The sequence below is a fragment of the Planomonospora sp. ID67723 genome (assembly GCF_015711605.1).
Taxonomy (GTDB): Bacteria; Actinomycetota; Actinomycetes; order Streptosporangiales; family Streptosporangiaceae; genus Planomonospora_A.
Map to the genome: position 1 here is coordinate 1 of NZ_JABTEZ010000002.1, position 18,095 is coordinate 18,095.

At 70.0% G+C, this 18,095-nt stretch carries 12 protein-coding genes; 9 read left to right on the forward strand and 3 right to left on the reverse strand.

Features of this window, described 5'->3' with window-relative positions:
- Positions 1–104 precede the first annotated feature (104 nt).
- The 3 genes from HS041_RS12785 to HS041_RS12795 all read right to left on the reverse strand — a co-directional run bounded on the left by HS041_RS12785 (position 105) and on the right by HS041_RS12795 (position 4,199).
- Positions 105–1,568 carry a phosphodiester glycosidase family protein gene (locus HS041_RS12785; RefSeq protein WP_196440912.1) on the reverse strand — a complete coding sequence of 488 codons (1,464 nt, stop codon included), beginning with the start codon at positions 1,566–1,568 and terminating at the stop codon, positions 105–107.
- 188 nt (positions 1,569–1,756) lie between these two features.
- Positions 1,757–3,376 (reverse strand): PucR family transcriptional regulator, encoded by a 1,620-nt coding sequence (locus HS041_RS12790; protein ID WP_196440913.1) that lies wholly within the window; start codon positions 3,374–3,376, stop codon positions 1,757–1,759.
- 46 nt (positions 3,377–3,422) lie between these two features.
- A complete protein-coding gene (locus tag HS041_RS12795; protein ID WP_307845265.1) occupies positions 3,423–4,199 on the reverse strand; it encodes a TetR/AcrR family transcriptional regulator C-terminal domain-containing protein in 777 nt (258 codons plus the stop codon).
- A 55-nt stretch (positions 4,200–4,254) separates the two neighbouring features.
- On the opposite strand from HS041_RS12795, the gene HS041_RS12800 reads away from it, so the two are divergent.
- The 9 genes from HS041_RS12800 (at position 4,255) to HS041_RS12840 (ending at position 17,912) form a co-directional block, all read left to right on the forward strand.
- Positions 4,255–5,769 carry an MFS transporter gene (locus HS041_RS12800; protein ID WP_196440915.1) on the forward strand — a complete coding sequence of 505 codons (1,515 nt, stop codon included), beginning with the start codon at positions 4,255–4,257 and terminating at the stop codon, positions 5,767–5,769.
- Between the two features lie 240 nt (positions 5,770–6,009).
- Entirely contained in the window at positions 6,010–7,308 is a 1,299-nt protein-coding gene (locus tag HS041_RS12805) for an aspartate aminotransferase family protein (protein WP_196440916.1), read from the forward strand.
- A gap of 17 nt (positions 7,309–7,325) precedes the next feature.
- On the forward strand, positions 7,326–8,834 hold the full coding sequence (locus tag HS041_RS12810; RefSeq protein WP_307845400.1) for a CoA-acylating methylmalonate-semialdehyde dehydrogenase: 1,509 nt from the start codon (positions 7,326–7,328) through the stop codon (positions 8,832–8,834).
- Between the two features lie 112 nt (positions 8,835–8,946).
- Entirely contained in the window at positions 8,947–10,218 is a 1,272-nt protein-coding gene (locus HS041_RS12815) for a type 2 periplasmic-binding domain-containing protein (protein WP_196440918.1), read from the forward strand.
- A gap of 329 nt (positions 10,219–10,547) precedes the next feature.
- A complete protein-coding gene (locus tag HS041_RS12820) occupies positions 10,548–11,846 on the forward strand; it encodes a saccharopine dehydrogenase family protein (RefSeq protein WP_230879049.1) in 1,299 nt (432 codons plus the stop codon).
- A 429-nt stretch (positions 11,847–12,275) separates the two neighbouring features.
- Positions 12,276–13,253 carry an ABC transporter permease gene (locus HS041_RS12825; RefSeq protein WP_196442456.1) on the forward strand — a complete coding sequence of 326 codons (978 nt, stop codon included), beginning with the start codon at positions 12,276–12,278 and terminating at the stop codon, positions 13,251–13,253.
- Positions 13,254–14,093, forward strand: coding sequence for an ABC transporter permease (locus HS041_RS12830; RefSeq protein WP_196440919.1), 840 nt, complete (start codon positions 13,254–13,256; stop codon positions 14,091–14,093). It begins immediately after the preceding gene.
- On the forward strand, positions 14,090–16,186 hold the full coding sequence (locus HS041_RS12835; protein WP_307845266.1) for an ABC transporter ATP-binding protein: 2,097 nt from the start codon (positions 14,090–14,092) through the stop codon (positions 16,184–16,186). Before HS041_RS12830 ends, HS041_RS12835 begins: the two co-directional genes overlap by 4 nt.
- Positions 16,187–16,208: 22 nt before the next feature.
- The gene (locus tag HS041_RS12840) at positions 16,209–17,912 is read left to right on the forward strand and encodes an ABC transporter family substrate-binding protein (protein ID WP_196440921.1); all 1,704 of its coding nucleotides are present in this window, start codon (positions 16,209–16,211) and stop codon (positions 17,910–17,912) included.
- The last annotated feature ends 183 nt before the right edge of the window (positions 17,913–18,095 follow it).

Below are 18,095 nucleotides of genomic sequence, written 5' to 3' on the forward strand. Positions count from 1 at the left end.
CCTCGGATTTCCCGGCAGCGGTCCTTTGATGACGAACGGCCCCGTTCCCTGTCGTCGCTCAGGGAACGGGGCCGGTGTCGTCGATCGGACGCCGAGGCGACCGGTCAGGGGGTGATGAACAGGGCGTCGCCGACGGCCCGCTCCGCTCCGTCGGAGGGACGGTTGATGACCTTGTGGCCGACGACCATCGCGGTCGAGCCGCCGCCGTCGAAGTTGATGGCCTGCTTCGCACCGAGCCAGCGCATGATCTGCGCCGCCTCCACCATCGACGCGCCGACGCTGACCCCGGGATTACGGCCGTCGACCGTCACCAGGATCAGCCCGCCGGTCTTGCTGACGCCGACCATCGTGCGCGGATGGCGGCGGAGCATCATGTTGACGGAGGCGTGCCCGTCGGCGGCGGCGGTGATCCGTACCCGGCCGTTCCTGACCAGCCCGACGCCTCCGCCCATCACGTAGGTGTCCGGGGTCAACGGGACGGCTTTGCGGGTCCGGAGGTCGACGACCCTGGTGTCGATCTTCATCGTCCAGGTCTGCCAGGCGTGCTCGTACAGCCAGTCGGCCATGGTGCCGGTGGCGTGGAGCACGTAGTGGCCGCGCGGGACGGCACCGCCGGCGGCACGGGCTTTGACGATCTTCCCCTGGGCGTCGACCACGACCTCGGCCCCGCCGTCCGCGGCGGTCTTGGCGCCGAACTCCTCGGTGTAGAGCACGATCTCGTCGGCTCCGGCCGCCCGGTTGACACCCTTCACCTCGGTCTTCGCCCCGTCGGAGGAGACGGCGGTGACCGTGGTCTTCAGTTCGGTGATCCGGGCCTTTTTGCCGGTGATGACGAGCCCGCTCCGGCCGGGGACCGCCTCGCTGAGCAGCTTGCCACCCACGACGGAGACGCCCACCGGATCGCCCTGCAGGGCCCTGGCGGTGTGGATGTTGAAGAACCCGCCGTTGACACCGGCGATGGCGTTGACCTGCTTGGACATGGAGCCGGTGGTCTCCCGCTTGGCCACGCTGGACCCGATGCTGGTCTTGTAGGAGCCGCGGAAGACTCTCGGGTCCACCATCACCACGCGCATGTCCCAGGGACCGGTGGTCTGGTCGCCGTCGTCACCGAGGTAGTCGGCCTTGGCCCGGATGTCGAACTCCTTGAGCTCCTTGACGACCTTGTCGGCCTTGGCGCGCTGCTTGAACGTCCACAATCCCACCCGCACCATGTACCGCTCGACGGCCGGGGCGTCCGAGGCGGCAGGCTGCACGATCTTCAACACGCTGGGGGTGAATCCCGCCGCCTCGACTTCCTCGGCCTTCGCCTGCGCGGTGGCCAGAGGTCCGTTGTCGTGCCCGTTGGGCATCAGCACCGACACGGTCCAGCCCTGCGTCGACTTGCCGTGCAGCACGCTGAAAAGGTCGACTCCCGGGGTGACCGTCCGCTGGTTCTTGGTCGGAGCCACACGCTCGCCGAGCGGGAACGCCGAGCCGGGGAAGGGCAGGCTCACCCGCTGGGCCTCCGCTGGAATCGCCGTGACCGTGAGCGCCACGGCCGAAAGCCCGACGATGAGACGTCGTGACATATGTATCTCTCCCCGTTGATGGCCAAACTTTCGGTGCACCATCGTTCCGGGATTCACGCGTGGATGTGGCGAAATAAACGAAATGCTGATGAAAGTGGTATTTCCCATAGTCGTGAGGGCGCGGAAGACCCGCTCATCGGCATGTCACGGAGACCCGGGGGCAGCGGCCCGGCGGATGGAGCGGCTCCTCAGCCCCGGGGGACGTCCCGCCGGAAGGACTCCAGCGCCAGCAGGGCCACGTGCAGGGAGAGACAGGACTCGACGTCATCGAGGTCGGTGTCGAGGATGCGCTCCAGTCTGCGGAGCCGGTCGTAGAAGGCGGGCCGGGACAGGTGCGCCTTCTGGGCGGCCACGGCCTTGTTCCGTCCGGCGTCCAGGTAGATGCGGAGGATCCGGGCCAGGTCGCCGCCGCGCTGGGCGTCGTGTGCCAGCAGCGGGCCGAGCTCGCGCTCGGCGAAGGTCTGCAGCCGGGCGTCGTCGCGCAGCAGGTGGAGCAGGCCGCGCAGGCGCAGGTCGGGCAGGCGGTAGAAGGCTCGGCCGTCGGGCTGCCGGACGGCGACGTCGGCCACTTGCTCGGCCTCGAGGAAGCTGCGCCGTACGTCGCGGAGCGACTCGACCACGGAACCGGCGGCGAGCACGAACGGGATGGCGAACAGAGCGCGCAGGCGCTCGGAGAGCGTGGAGAGCGCGGTCTCGGCGGAGACGCGCGGGGGCAGCGGGAGCAGGACGCCGACGCGGTTCTGGTCCAGCGCGCCCACCAGGGCGGGCAGGCGGGCGTCGCGGCAGGTGGCGGCGGTGGCGTCGGCCAGCTCGCCGAGCCTGGCGAGTTGCTCCTGACCGTCGGGGGCGGCCGGCTCCGCCAGGCGCAGCACCGCGCTGATCAGCTTGCGGCCGGTGAGCGGCACGCCGACCGCGCGGGCGCGGGCGGCGGCCTCGTCGGGGTCGGCGTAGGCGTGCGTGAGGATGCCGGTGATGATCGTGCCGTGCGCCTGGCGCTCCAGCGACTCCTGGTGGCGCTCCAGCAGGCGGCCCAGGGCCAGCGTGGTCGCGGCGCGCTCGGCGAGCACGATGTCGCGCGGTCCCGGCTCGCCGTTGCACAGCAGGATCAACCGGCCCCAGTCCTGGCCGCGGGCGCCGACCATGGTGACCAGCCAGCCGGCGGAGGCGTCGTAGGCGGTGCGCTGCTGGGGGGCCACGGCGCGGGATCGGGTCTCCCAGCTGGCGAGCAGCGTGCCGGTGTCCCGCCCGGCCGTCTCGCAGGCGAGCACCTGGTGGGCGAGGTTCTCCAGCAGCACGGGGCGGCCGGACAGGCGCGCGACCTGGCTGAGCACCTCGGCCGGGGAGGCGCCCTCGACCGACAGCTCGGTGAAGACCTCGTGGAGCTGCTCCGAGGCCCGCAGCTCCTCCAGCTGGCGGTCGATGATCCGGGCATGCACCGACTCGGTGATCTGCACGAACGGCGTCTCGCGGGCCAGCGTGATCAGCGGCAGGCCGTGCTCCTCCGCGGCGTTGACCACACACCGGGGGAGCTCCCTGACGAACTTGCGGCCCAGCTCCACGATGAGCCCGGACGCGCCGACGGAGGCCAGCTCGGCGATGTAGCTCGCGAGCTTGTCCGGGTCGTCGGGGAGGGCGATCCCGGTGGTCAGCACCAGCTCACCGCCGCGGAGCAGGTGGGCGATGTCGGTCACCTCGCCGACGTGGACCCAGCGCACCCTGCTGTCCAGCCGGTCGGATCCCGCGACGACGCGGGGGTTTCCCCGGCGGACGGTGTCCAGGGCGAGAACGTCGGCGATGGTGGGCAGCACTCACCGAGAATAGCCGATCATATTGTATGAATGGTCGGCTAATCGCTTACATCATGTCCGAGCGGGCCTGTCCGGCCGGCGAGGAGGTCCCCGTCTGCCGCGGAGCGCCGTCCGGCGCGGCCAGGCGTGCCTCCAGGCCGTCCAGGAGGCAGGACAGGCCGAAGTCGAAGCTGAGGGCGCGCTCGGCGCCGATGTCCTTCGCGTCATACGCCTTGTGGCGCGCGACCAGGCCGGGGTGGTCGCGGGCGACCTGCGCCACCATCTCCCTCGTGGCCCTCAGCACCTCTTCCTCGGTCGCCTCCGATCGGCGCAGAGCGGTCTGCCAGGCCACCTCCGGGGCGGTCGCACCGAGGACGAAGGAGAGCAGGGCGGCCGAGGCGTAGTCCAGTTGCGCTTCCCGGAAGCCCGCCCGTTCGAAGGCGTCCAGCATGCGGGCGGCGAGCCGTACCGCGTTCGGGCCGATCGCCGGCCTCGTCCCGATGAGGGAGGCCGCCCACGGGTGTGCGAACAGGGCGTTGCGCAGGCCGTAGGCGACGGCCAGGGCGGTGCCCCGCCAGCCGGCGGCGCCGGGATCGGGCAGCGAGACCTCGCCGAAGACCTCGTCCATGACGAGTTCGAGCAACTCGTCCTTGCTGGCCACGTGCCAGTAGATGCTGGTGGCCCCGGAGCCGAGCCGCGCGCCCAGACGGCGCATGCTCAGCGCGTCCACCCCCTCGGCGTCGAGCAGTGCCATCGCCGTGCGCACGATCTGGTCGCGGCCGAGTCCCGGGCTCTTGGCAGGGCGGGGCTCGCGCGTCCACACCGAGGTGAAGGGTTGTTCCACGGTTCCAGCATAAATCCTCTCGCACACTGTTCGATGTTTGTCGTACAGTGTGCGAGTGGAATCGAACACTGTACGAGCAGAACCGAACCCCCGGCGCTGGTGGATTCTCGGCGTGCTCTGCCTGAGCCTCCTCGTCCTGGTCGTGGACAACACGATCCTGAACCTGGCCATCCCGTCCCTGATGACCGACCTCGGCGCCAGCCCGGCGGACATCCAATGGATCCTGGACGCCTACATCCTGGTCTTCGCGGGCCTGCTGCTCACCGCGGGCAGCCTCTCCGACCGGTACGGCCGCCGCCGCTTCCTGATCATCGGCCTGGTGCTGTTCGGCGGCGCCTCCACGCTGGCCCTGGTGGTCACCGAGCCCTGGCAGCTGATCGCGGTGCGCGCGCTGATGGGCGTCGGCGGCTCCATCCTCATGCCGAGCACCCTGTCCATCCTGATCACCGTCTTCGACGAGGGTGAGCGTCGCAAGGCCATCGCGGCATGGAGCGCCGTGGCCATGGTCGGCGTGATCGCCGGCCCCACCCTGGGCGGCTTCCTCCTGGAGCGCTACTGGTGGGGCTCGATCTTCCTGCTCAACGTGCCCATCGCGATCGTGGCCGTCGCGGCGGCGGTCATCCTGATGCCCGAGTCGCGTGGCCCGGCCCGGCGGCTCGACCCGTTCGGCGTGGTCCTGTCCACCACGGGCATGAGCGCGCTGGTCTTCGCGGTCGTCTCCGTGCCCTCCGAGGGCGTGATCTCGACCCCGGTGCTGGCCGCCACGGCGCTGGCCGTCGTGGGACTGGGCGCCTTCGTGCTCTGGGAGCGTCGCTCCGACCACCCGATGCTGCCGCTGGAGCTCTTCCGCGACCGCAACTTCAGCGGCGCCTCGTTCTCCATCGTGCTGCTCTCGTTCGGCACCGGCGCCCTGCTGCTGATGCTCACCCAGTACCTGCAGTTCGTGCTGGGGTACGACCCCATGAAGGCGGGGCTGGCGCTGTTGCCGTACGCGGTGGCCGCCGCGCTGTTCAACGCGGTCGGCGCCGGGCTGGGACAGAAGGTCCGCAACCGCACGCTCATGGCCGCCGGGCTGGGCGTCATGGGACTCGGCTTCGGCGTCCTCGCCTTCATCACCGCCGAGAGCGGGTACGGCATGCTGATCACCGGGCTCATGGTCATGGGGATCGGCGGTGGACTCGCGGGACCGGCGGCGTACGCGACGCTGATGGGCGCGGTCCCGCCCGCGCACGCGGGAGTCGGATCGGCGCTGAACGACACCGTCCAGCAGGTCGGCATGGCGCTGAGCGTGGCCGTGCTGGGCAGCGTGCTCGCCGGGGTCTACACCTCCTCGATGCCGCAGGACGCGCCCGCCGTCGCCCGCGACTCCATCGCCGGAGCGAGGCTGCTCGGGGACCCGGCCCTGATGGATACGGCGGTGGAGTCGTTCGTCGGGGCGATGTCGTTCGGCTCCTGGGTGGGCGTCGTCTTCTGCCTGGCCGCCGTCGCCCTGGCGCTGGCGGTGATCCGCCCCGCGCCGCAGGCTCCCGCGGGCTCCCCGGACGCCGGCCTGGTACGGGCGGAGGGCTGAGTAGGGGCGGAGGACTGAGTGCGGGCGGAGGGCTGAGGCGGTGACCTGAACCGGCGGACCGATGCGAAGGCTCGATGCGAAGGGCCGGGAGGTCCCCGTACGGCCGCTGCGGGGGGCGGGCCGTACGGTCCTCCGTGTCGGGAGCCGGTCGGCGCCGCCTTGACACTGTGACGGCTTCGGAGGCAATCTCCCGACAGGTTGGCGGTAGGAGCAGTGGCTCCGAGCCGGGATACTCAATGCATGTCGGACCTTCTTGCGCGCCACCGGGCGGTCATGCCCAACTGGGTGGCCCTGTACTACAACGAGCCCATCGAGATCGTCAGCGGCAAGGGCAACCGGGTCGTCGACGCCTCGGGCAAGAGCTACCTCGACTTCTTCGCGGGCATCCTGACCAACATGATCGGGTACGACGTGCCCGAGGTCCGCGAGGCCGTCGAGCGCCAGCTCGCCACCGGGGTCGTGCACACCTCCACGGTCTACCTCCTGCGCGGCCAGATCGAGCTGGCCGAGAAGATTGCCAAACTGTCCGGGATCAAGGACGCCAAGGTCTTCTTCACCAACTCCGGCACCGAGGCCAACGAGACGGCCCTGCTGCTGGCGACCTACGCGCGCAAGTCCGACCAGGTCCTGGCCATGCGGCAGAGCTACCACGGCCGCAGCTTCGGCGCGATCAGCGTGACCAGCAACCGCGCGTGGAAGAACAACTCGCTCTCGCCGCTGAACGTCCACTTCCTGCACGGCGCCGACCGGCACCTCACCCAGTTCAGGGGCCTGTCGGACGCCGACTACATCAAGGCCTGCGTCGACGACCTGCGCCACGTGCTGGCCACCTCCGTCGGCGGTGACGTGGCCGCGCTGATCGCCGAGCCGATCCAGGGCGTGGGCGGGTTCACCATGGCTCCCGACGGCCTGTTCGCCGCCTACAAGGAGGTCCTCGACGAGCAGGGCATCCTGCTCATCTCGGACGAGGTGCAGACCGGCTGGGGCCGTACCGGCTCGGCCTTCTTCGGCATCCAGAACCACGGCGTCACGCCGGACATGATGACCTTCGCCAAGGGGCTCGGCAACGGCTTCGCGGTCGGCGGCGTCGTGGCCCGCGGTGACCTGATGGACGGCCTGCACGCCACCGGCCTGGCGACCTTCGGCGGCAACCCGATCTCCATGGCCGCCGCCAACGCCACCCTCGACTACGTCCTCGACCACGACCTGCAGGCCAACGCGGCCCGCACCGGCGCGCTGATCATCGATGGGCTCCGCGAGGCCGCAGCGCGCCTGCCGATCGTCGGCGACGTGCGCGGCAAGGGCCTGATGTTCGCCGTTGAGCTGGTCGACCCGGCGACCGGTGAGCCGTCGCCGGCGCTCGCGGCCCGGTTCATGGAGGAGACGAAGAAGGCCGGCCTGCTCGCCGGCAAGGGCGGCCTGCACGGCAACGTGCTGCGCATGGCCCCGCCGCTCACGCTGACGACGGAGGAGGCCGCGGAGGGCCTCGGGATCATCGTCAACGCGCTCGAAGTCATCAACGCCGAAGTCGCGCCGTAGCGCGCAGGGAGCACAGGATCGTGAAGAACGTCACCCACTGGATCGACGGGGCCGCCGTCGAGGGCGCCGGCCGCACCTGCGAGATCTTCAACCCGGCGACGGGCGAGATCAGCGGGAAGGTCCACCTCGCCTCGGCCGCCGAGGTGGACGCGGCCGTGGCCTCGGCCGCGGCCGCCTACCCCGCCTGGCGGGACTCCTCCCTGATCAAGCGGGCTCAGGTGCTGTTCCGCTTCCGCGAGCTGATGTACGCCCACCGCGACGAGCTCGCCGCGCTGATCAGCTCCGAGCACGGCAAGGTCCACTCCGACGCGCTCGGTGAGGTCGCCCGAGGCCTGGAGGTCGTGGAGTTCGCCTGCGGCATCCCGCACCTGCTCAAGGGCGGTTTCTCCGAGGGCGTCTCCACCCGGGTGGACTCCTACTCGATCCGCCAGCCGCTGGGCGTGGTCGCCGGGATCACGCCGTTCAACTTCCCGGCCATGGTGCCGATGTGGATGTACCCGGTCGCGATCGCCTGCGGCAACGCGTTCATCCTCAAGCCGTCGGAGAAGGACCCGTCGGCCTCGCTGCTGATGGCCCGCCTGTGGAAGGAGGCGGGGCTGCCCGACGGGATCTTCAGCGTCGTCCAGGGGGACAAGGAGGCCGTGGACCGGCTGCTGGAGCACCCCGACGTCAAGGCGGTCTCGTTCGTGGGCTCCACCCCGATCGCCAGATACGTCTACGAGACCGGGACCTCCCACGGCAAGCGGGTCCAGGCGCTCGGCGGGGCCAAGAACCACATGCTGGTGCTGCCCGACGCCGACCTCGACCTGGTCGCCGACTCCGCCGTCTCGGCGGGCTTCGGCTCGGCGGGGGAGCGCTGCATGGCGATCTCCGTGGTGCTGGCGGTGGACCCGGTCGGCGACGAGCTCGTCGAGAAGATCGTCTCTCGGGTGGAGAACCTGGTCATCGGCCCCGGCGACGATCCGAAGGCCGAGATGGGGCCGCTGGTCACCGAGGTTCATCGCGACAAGGTCGCCTCCTACCTCGACCTGGGCGTCGCCGAGGGGGCGAAGCTCGTGGTGGACGGCCGCCGGACGCAGGTCCTCGGCGGCGGCGCCGCGGCCGAGACCCCCGGCTTCTGGCTCGGCCCCACCGTGCTGGACCACGTCCGGCCGGGCTCCCGGGTGCACACCGAGGAGATCTTCGGCCCGGTCCTGTCGATCGTGCGGGTCTCCTCCTACGAGGAGGGCCTGGAGCTGATCAACGGCGGCGAGTTCGGCAACGGCACCGCGATCTTCACCAACGACGGCGGCGCCGCCCGGCGCTTCCAGAACGAGGTGGAGGTCGGCATGGTCGGCATCAACGTGCCGATCCCGGTTCCGATGGCGTTCTACAGCTTCGGCGGCTGGAAGGCCTCCCTCTTCGGGGACACCCATGTCCATGGCACCGAGGGCGTGCACTTCTACACCCGGGGCAAGGTCGTCACCTCCCGCTGGCTCGACCCCAGCCACGGCGGGGTCAACCTCGGGTTCCCGACGAACAAGTGACCCTCGCGTCCCGCCGCCGGGTAACGCGACGGTCATCGGGCGGCCATCCGCGCACCGTGCGGGCCGGTAGGCTCCGGGGAGCGGAATCGGCAGCGGCGTCGGGAGGGACTTCGTGGGCAGGGACAGGCTCCGCCGCGTGCGGCTGGGGGCGGTGGCGGGAGCGGGCCTCCTGACGCTCGCGGTCTGCACCACGGCGGGAGTCGCGGACGCCCGGCCGGAGCCGGGGGGCGTCCCGGTCGTGGCCGCGCGCCCGTCCGGCGCACCGGCGACCGCCTCTCCGGCGACGGGCCCGGACTCCGGCAGGAGTCCGGGCACCGGCACGAGCCCCACGCCCGCCGGCTCCACGCCCACGGCCTCCATCGGCGCGTCCGAGGGCACGCTGCGGGTGCTCACCTTCCAGGGGCACGTCGAGTACGGCGGGACGCTCCAGGGAGTCAACTGGGTCACGCAGTTCGAGGAGAAGACCGGCTGCCGGGTGGTGACGCTCGACCGGGTCCGGTCGGCCGAGGAGATGGCGGCCAAGCTCGACGGCGGCTCCTACGACGTCGTCTCGCCCCCGCCGGAGCTGGCCGGCCTGCTGGCGGCGGAAGGCGCCGTGGCTCCGGTCGACACCTCCCTCGTCGAGGCCTACGACGAGATCCCCGAGCGGCTCCGGGAACTGCCCGCCCTGCGCCGGGGGGAGACCGTCTACGGCGTCCCCTACCTGTGGGGGGTCAACCAGACCCTGTACGGCGAGGGCCGGTACGACGGTCCCGGGGCGCTCTACGAGACCGGCCCGGTGGCGATCAGGAACACCCCGCTGAGCATCGCCGACGCGGCACTCGTGCTCAGGGAGACCGAGCCCGGTCTGGGCATCGAGGACCCGTTCCAGCTCACCCCGGCCCAGCTCGACGCCGCGGAGAAGCTGCTCGCCGGACGGGACGGAGCCGACCGGATCTACTGGGACGACTCGATCGAGGTGATCCGGGCGATGGCCGGCGGGTCGGTGCGCCTGGCCCAGGCGTGGCCGTACCACGCCGACCTCTTCAAGCGCGCGGGCAGGCCGGTGCGGACGTTCGACAAGGCGCCGGTGACCGGGTGGATGGACTCCTGGATGCTCGCGGCCCGGCCGGCCAGCCCGAACTGCGCCTACAAGTGGCTCAACTGGGTCACCTCGGCGGACACCCAGCGCTCGGCCGCGGCCTGGACCGGGCTGGCGCCGGCCAACACCGAGGCGTGCACCGGACGGGCGCGTTCCGTCTGCGACCTGTACCGCGCGGAGGACGCCGCGCGGCTGGGGGAGGTCTTCTTCGCCGTCCGCCCGGCGCGGGATTGCGGTGGCGGGAATGGGGAATGCACTGACTACGCCGACTGGGTGAGCCGCTGGAAGAAGCTGGTGGACTGACCGGAGCTCTCCCGGCCGGACCCTGACCGAGCCGCAGGCGCGTCCATCCCCCCGCTGGACGCGGCCTGCCAGGGGCGTTCCGGGGCTCCCCCGACCCCGGGCGCCCCGCCTGGTCTTCCCCGGCGCCCTGCGCGCCTGCCTCGACATCCCACCGCTCTCCCCTGCGCGCCCGCCGCCGGACGCTGTCTCCTGCAGTGCACCGCAGATCTCTCCCGTCATGCCCGGATCGCGATGGTTTCCGAGGCGTACTCCCTCGATCGCGATGGATTCCGTAGAAAATCATGTTCGTGCTATTGGCTGGTCAGTCAGTCAGTGGATAGAGTCCCGCCATGAGAATCCTTCTTGTGGGAGCCGGCGGCGTCGGCTCCGCCGTCGTTCCGATCGCCGCCCGCCGAGATTTCTTCGAACACATCGTGGTGGCGGACTCTAGACAGAGCCGCGCCGCCGAGGTGGTGGCCACGATCGGGGACCCGCGTTTCAGCGCCATCGCGCTGGACGCCTCGGACCAGGAGGCGGTCGAGGCCGCTCTCGCCGAGCACCGCTGTGACGTCCTCTTCAACGCGGTCGATCCGCGTTTCACCATGCCGCTGTTCCGGGCCGCCCTGAATACCGGCGCGCACTACCTGGACATGGCGATGTCCCTGTCACGGCCCCACCCCCGCAGGCCGTACGAGCTGACCGGGGTCAAACTGGGCGACGAGCAGTTCGCCATGGACGCGGCCTGGCGCGACTCGGGCAGGCTGGCGCTGGTGGGCATGGGCGTCGAGCCGGGCCTGGCCGACGTGTTCGCCCGCTACGCCGCCGACCATCTCTTCTCCGAGATCGAGGAGATCGGCATCCGCGACGGGTCGAACCTCGTGGTGGAGGGGCACGACTTCGCGCCGACCTTCTCCATCTGGACGACCATCGAGGAGTGCCTCAACCCCCCGGTGGTCTGGGAGGACGGGACCTGGCACACCACCGAGCCGTTCAGTGAGCCGGAGGTGTTCGACTTCCCCGAGGGCATCGGCCCGGTCGAGTGCGTCAACGTCGAGCACGAGGAGGTCCTGCTCGTCCCGCGCTGGATCGACGCCAAGCGGGTGACGTTCAAGTACGGCCTCGGTGAGGAGTTCATCGGCGTCCTGAAGACCCTGCGCAAGCTCGGGCTGGACAGCGCGGACAAGATCCGGGTCGGCGGCGTCGAGGCCTCGCCGCGCGACGTGGTCGCGGCCCGGCTGCCCGACCCGGCCACGCTCGGCGACCGGATGCGCGGCAAGACCTGCGCCGGAACATGGGTGAAGGGCACCGGCACGGACGGCGAGCCACGCGAGGTCTACCTGTATCACGTGGTGGACAACGAGTGGTCCATGCGCGAGTACGGCAGCCAGGCCGTGGTCTGGCAGACCGCGGTGCACCCGGTGGTCGCCCTGGAGCTGCTGGCCACCGGGGTCTGGTCGGGCGCGGGTGTGCTCGGGCCGGAGGCGTTCGACGCGGTGCCGTTCCTGAACCTGCTGAACGCCTACGGCTCGCCGTGGGGGATGCGGGAGGAGATTGCCGGAGTCGGGAAGGCCCGGCAGGAGGAGCGGATGCTCCCGGCCGGGCGGATCCACGAGACGGCGCAGCCGGGCGAGGTGCTTCTCTCGGCCTGATCTCGCAGGACGGTCCGGCGGGCCCGATGCCGGCCCGTGGTGGCGGTGGGCTCTGCGAGTCCGCGGCGGCAGGCCCCGTGTCTGTCTCCGGGCCGATCTCCGCGTTGACATGTGAGGGCGGTGACCAGGTCGTTCCTGGTCACCGCCCTCAGCCGTACAGGGGTGTAGCCGACGGATGCGGTGCTGTCGGCCGGCGACGGACGCTACATCGTTCGGAAGCCCCGCTGTGTTACAGAATCCGGACATTGTTACGCCTGATCGTTACACGGAACATCCGATCTCTGCCGTTGCCGCAGGTATCGTTTCCATCATCCCGTATAAATCATGAAAAACGGGATTAATCGTGCATTCGTAGGGGTTTTGGCATGCCTGCATATCGGGTCGGCCATGGTGCCCCTCACGCTCTCGGCGACACACGAGGGGAGGACGATGGGCGTCTACCTGCTGAAGCGGCTGGTCAGCAATGTCCTGCTGGTGGCGATCGCCGCGAGCATGGCCTACTTCCTCGCCGCGACCAGCCTCAACCCGCGCGCCAAGTATGAAGGCCGGCAGCCGCCGGTGGCGGAGTCGGTCGTCGACGCGACGCTGGAACAGTACAACCTCAACGACAAGACACCGGTCTTCGAGAGGTATGTCACCTGGGTCTCCGGGGTCGCCACAGGCGACCTGGGCAAGACCTGGGACGGCAAGTCCATCAACGCCGAGATGAGCCGCCGCGTCGGCGTCAGCCTGCGGCTGCTGTTCGTCGGCACGATCGTCGGTTCTGTCATCGGCGTCACCGTCGGCGCCTACGCCGCGGTCAAGCAGTATCGGCTCAGCGACCGGGTCATCGGGGTGAGCGCCTTCGTCGTCATGGCGGTTCCGGTCTTCGTGCTCGCGACGATGCTCACTCTCGTCGCGGTGGGGATCAACGACACGCTGGGCTTCACACTCCTGGAGTACACCGGTGAGTACAACCCGGCGCTGAGCGGCTGGGACCAGTTCACCAACCGGCTCAACCACCTGATCCTGCCGACGATCTCCCTCAGTCTCGGGCAGATCGCCTTCTACAGCCGGATCCAGCGGAACATGATGCTCGACGTGCTGGGCCAGGACTTCGTCCGCACCGCCCGGGCCAAGGGCCTCAGTCGCAGGACCGCGCTGTTCAAGCACGCACTGCGGACCTCGCTGGTCCCGGCCGCGACCTACTTCGCCTTCGCGTTCGGCACGCTGCTGACCGGCGCGACCTTCACCGAGAAGATCTTCGGCTGGCACGGCATGGGTGCCTGGCTGGTCGACTCGATCCACTCCCACGACGTCAACGCGGTCGCCGCGGTGAGTCTGTTCGCTGCCGTCTGCGTCCTGGTCGCCGGATTCCTCTCGGACCTGATCGTGGCGGCCCTCGACCCCCGGGTGCGGGTGAGCTAGATGCGTTCCAAGGTCACTCTCACCCGCCTGGCGCGGAACTCCCAGGCGCGGTACGGCACGCTCGCGCTGGTCCTGCTGCTGGCGCTGGCCTACATCGGCCCCTTCCTCGGTCCCCACGACTGGACCGACAAGGACTTCCTGGCCTTCCTCTCGCCGCCCTCGGCCGACCACTGGTGGGGCACCACCCAGATCGGCCAGGACGTCTACGCGGTCACGCTGCGCGGCATGCAGAAGTCGATCATCATCGGTTTCCTCGTCGCCCTGGTCTCCACCGGCCTGGCCGCCCTGGTCGGCGCCGCCGCCGGTTACTTCGGCGGCTGGGTGGACAAGGCCCTGATGTGGGGCGCCGACCTGCTGCTCGTGCTGCCCAGCTTCCTGATCATCGCGATCATCTCGCCGAGGCTCAAGGGCGGCTCCTGGCTGTGGTTCGTGGTCCTGCTCGCAGTCTTCTCCTGGATGATCACATCCCGGGTGGTCCGGAGCATGACGCTCTCGCTGCGGGAACGTGAGTTCGTGCTGGCTGCCCAGTACATGGGCATCCCCGGCTGGAAGATCATCGTGCGGCACATCGTGCCGAACCTGTCCTCCCTGCTGATCATCGACGCCACCATCAACGTCAGCGGCGCGATCATCGGTGAGGCCGCGCTCTCGTTCTTCGGGTTCGGCGTCCAGCCACCCGACGTCTCACTGGGCACGCTGATCGCCGCCGGAAGCAATCAGGTCACCGGTTATCCATGGCTGTTCCTCTTCCCGGCCGGACTCCTCGTGCTCCTCGTGCTCAGCATCAACCTCATCGGCGACGGTCTGCGCGACGCGCTCGACCCGGGGAGCAACAAGTGAACGAGCCGACCACCGGGCGCGACGCGCCCATCCTCGAGGTGAACGACCTCAACGTCACCTTCCGCGGCGGTATCAAGGCCGTGCGCGGCGTGAGCTACCGGCTCGACCGGGGTGAGGTCCTCGGCATCGTCGGCGAGTCCGGGTCCGGAAAGTCGGTGACCTCGCTGGCGGTCATGGGCCTGCTCCCCGAGGGCGCCGAGGTCAGCGGCTCGGTCAAGCTGCACGGCAAGGAGCTGATCGGCGCGCGGGAGGAGGACCTCACGCGGCTCCGCGGCAAGAGCATCGGCATGATCTTCCAGGACCCGCTGTCCGCCTTCACCCCCGTCTACACCATCGGCGACCAGATCGCCGAGGCCGTACGGATCCACCAGAAGGTCGGCCGGGACAAGGCCGCCAGGCGCGCCGTCGAGCTGCTGGACCTCGTCGGCATCCCGCATCCGGACGTCCGGGCCAAGGCGTTCCCGCACGAGTTCTCCGGCGGCATGCGCCAGCGCGCGATGATCGCCATGGCCATCGCCAACGACCCCGACGTGCTGATCTGCGACGAGCCGACCACCGCACTCGACGTCACCATCCAGGCACAGGTGCTGGAGGTGCTCAAGACCGCGCAGCGCGAGACCGGCGCCGGAATCGTGATGATCACCCACGATCTGGGCGTCGTCGCGGGCCTGGCCGACCGGGTGCTGGTGATGTACGCCGGCAAGCCCGTCGAGACGGGCACCGTGGACGAGATCTACTACCGCCCGCGGCAGCCGTACACGATGGGTCTGCTCGCCTCGATCCCGCGCATGGACCGGCCGACCGAGCGGCTGATCCCGATCGAGGGCAATCCGCCCTCGCCCGCGGCGCTCCCGCCGGGCTGCCCGTTCGCGCCGCGCTGCCCGCTCCGGGTCGAGGCGTGCGAGGACGCCGAGCCCGGACTGGAGCGGATCGGCACCGGCGGCCGCATGTCGGCCTGCATCCGCTCGCACGAGATCGACCTCAAGGGCCTGGACGGCGCGACCGTCTACCCGGTCCCGGAGGCCGTCGTTCGGCAGGAGGAGAACAGGCCGCGCGCCGAGCGGGAGACCGTGCTGAAGGTGGACGGCCTGATCCGGCACTACCCGCTGATGAAGGGCGCAGTCTTCAAGCGCCGGGTCGGCACCGTCTACGCGGTGGACGGCATCAGCTTCGACATCGCCGAGGGCGAGACGCTGGCCCTGGTCGGTGAGTCGGGCTGCGGCAAGACCACCACACTCCAGCAGATCATGCAGTTGCAGCCCCCGCAGGGCGGTACGGTCGTGGTGCTCGGCGAGGACAGCGCGAAGCTCGACAGGGCCGGGCGCAAGGGGCTCCGCAAGGACCTGCAGATCGTCTTCCAGGACCCGATGGCCGCGCTCGACCCGCGCATGCCGGTCGGCGACATCCTTGCCGAGCCGCTGCGCGCGCACGGCTACGGGGACGGCAAGGCCGTCCGGGCCAGGGTCGCCGAGTTGCTCACGCTGGTCGGCCTGGCGCCCGAGCACGCCGAGCGCTACCCGCAGCACTTCTCCGGAGGCCAGCGCCAGCGCATCGGCATCGCCCGCGCCCTGGCGCTGGAGCCGAAGCTGATCGTGCTGGACGAGCCGGTCTCGGCGCTGGACGTGTCCATCCAGGCGGGCGTGATCAACCTTCTGGAGGATCTGAAGGTCAGGCTGGGCCTGTCCTACCTGTTCGTCGCGCACGACCTGTCGGTGGTCCGGCACCTCGCCGACCGGGTCGCCGTCATGTACCTCGGCAAGATCGCCGAGATCGGCACGGTGGACGGGGTGTACGGCAACCCCGCCCACCCCTACACGCGGGCGCTGCTGTCGGCGATCCCGCTGCCCGACCCCGAGCTGGAGCGCACCCGCACGCGCATCCTGCTGGAGGGCGACCTGCCCAGCCCCGCAGACCCCCCGTCGGGCTGCCGCTTCCGCACCCGCTGCCCCAAGCGCGCCCTGCTGGGCGAGGCCGAGGCGCGCAAGTGCGCGGAGGCGGAGCCCGCCGTCGTACGGCTCGCGCCCGCCGGAGACCACGGCGTCGCCTGCCACTATCCCGAGAACACCGAGGCCGTCGCGGCCCCGGGTGTGTGAAATCCCTGTGTTGGAGGAACACGTGAAGGTTGGCTACAAGGCCGCCGCCGGAGCCGCGCTCCTGGCCCTGGCCCTCACCGCCTGCGGCGGCGCCGCCGACAAGCCCAAGGCCGCCTCGAGCGAGGCCGCCAAGGAGGCCGCGGCGCAGCTCCCGAGCAGCACCATCAACCCCGTCCCCTACGAGCAGGTCGCCGACGGCGGCACCCTGACGCTGGCGCTCAGCTCGTGGCAGGCCAACTGGAACTACAACCAGGTCAACGGCACCCACGCCAACACCGATGACGTCATCGAGCTGCTCATGCCGAGCACGGGCCGCGCCGACGACAAGGCCGACGTCACCAACCTCCCGGACTACGTGACCGAGTGGAAGATGGAGATCAAGGACGGCGTCCAGACCGTCGCCTACAAGCTCCACGAGAAGGCCGCCTGGTCGGACGGCACCCCGATCACCTACAAGGACTTCCAGGCGCAGTGGAAGGCCCTCAACGGCTCCGACAAGAAGTACCAGGTCACCTCGACCGACGGCTACGACCGCGTCAAGTCGGTGGAGAAGGGCGCCACCGACAAGGACGTCGTGGTGACCTTCGAGAAGAACTACCCGGACTGGAAGGGCATGTTCTCGCCCCTCTACCCGGCCTCCACCAACGCCGACCCCGAGGCGTTCAACAAGGGCTGGATCGGCAAGCTCCCGGTCACCGCGGGCCCGTTCAAGGTCGAGAAGGTCGAGGAGACCACCAAGACCGTCACCCTGGTCCGTGACGAGAAGTGGTGGGGCCGCAAGGCCAAGCTCGACAAGGTGCTCTTCCGCGCCATCGAGGACGGCGCGACGATGAACGCCTTCGCCAACGGCGAGATCGACGCCTTCGAGATCCCGGCCAACGCCTCCGACCTCAAGCGGGCCAAGGAGGTGCCGAACGTCGACATCCGCAAGGCGGCGGCCCCGAACTGGCGTCATTTCACCGTCAACGGCTCGGCCGAGCTGCTGAAGGACAAGTCGGTCCGCCAGGCCGTCTCCATGGGCATCAACCGCGAGACGATCGCCGCGTCCGACCTCAAGGACATGGACTGGCCGATCCAGACCCTCGGCAACCACCTGTACATGAACACCCACAAGGGTTATGTGGACAACTCCGGCGAGGTCGGCAAGTACAACCCTACGATGGCCAAGCAGCTCCTGGACGCCGCGGGCTGGAAGCAGGAGGGCGAGTACCGCAAGAAGGACGGCAAGGAGTTCGCCATCCGCTTCACCTACCCGGCCTCGGTGGCGGTCGCCAAGCAGGAGGGCGAGCTTACCCAGGCGATGCTGAAGGAGATCGGCGTCAAGGTCAACGTCGAGCCGGTCCCGGACGACAAGTTCTTCGACGACTACGTCATCCCCGGCAACTTCGACATCGCGCCGTTCTCCTGGCTGGGCACGCCGTTCCCGAACGGTTCCCTGCCGCAGATCTACAAGACGCCGGAGAGCGCCGAGAACTACGGCAGCAACTTCCCGCGCGTCGGCACCCCCGAGTTGGACGCCCTGATCGAGCAGGCGGCCGGCGAGATGGACTCGCAGAAGGCCATCGACCTGGGCAACCAGGCTGACAAGCTGATCTGGGACCTGGTCCACACCATCCCGATGTACCAGCGTCCGAGCATCTACGCGGTCAAGAAGAACCTGGCCAACTACGGCGCCTTCGGCTTCGCCGACCCGAAGGACTGGACCGCCGTCGGCTTCACCAAGTAAGTCCCGGCGTCCGTCGGCCTCGCCCGGCGAGCCCGGCCGTCCCGCGTGCCCTCCTCGATCCGGCGGGGGAGGGCACGTCCCTTTCCTGACCTTTCTCGCTCGTCGGGGCTGCCTCGCCTGCCCGGCCTCGTCCGGCGGGGCCGTGCGGTTCGGCCCCGGAGCCCCGGTGCGGGCCTTCTTCGG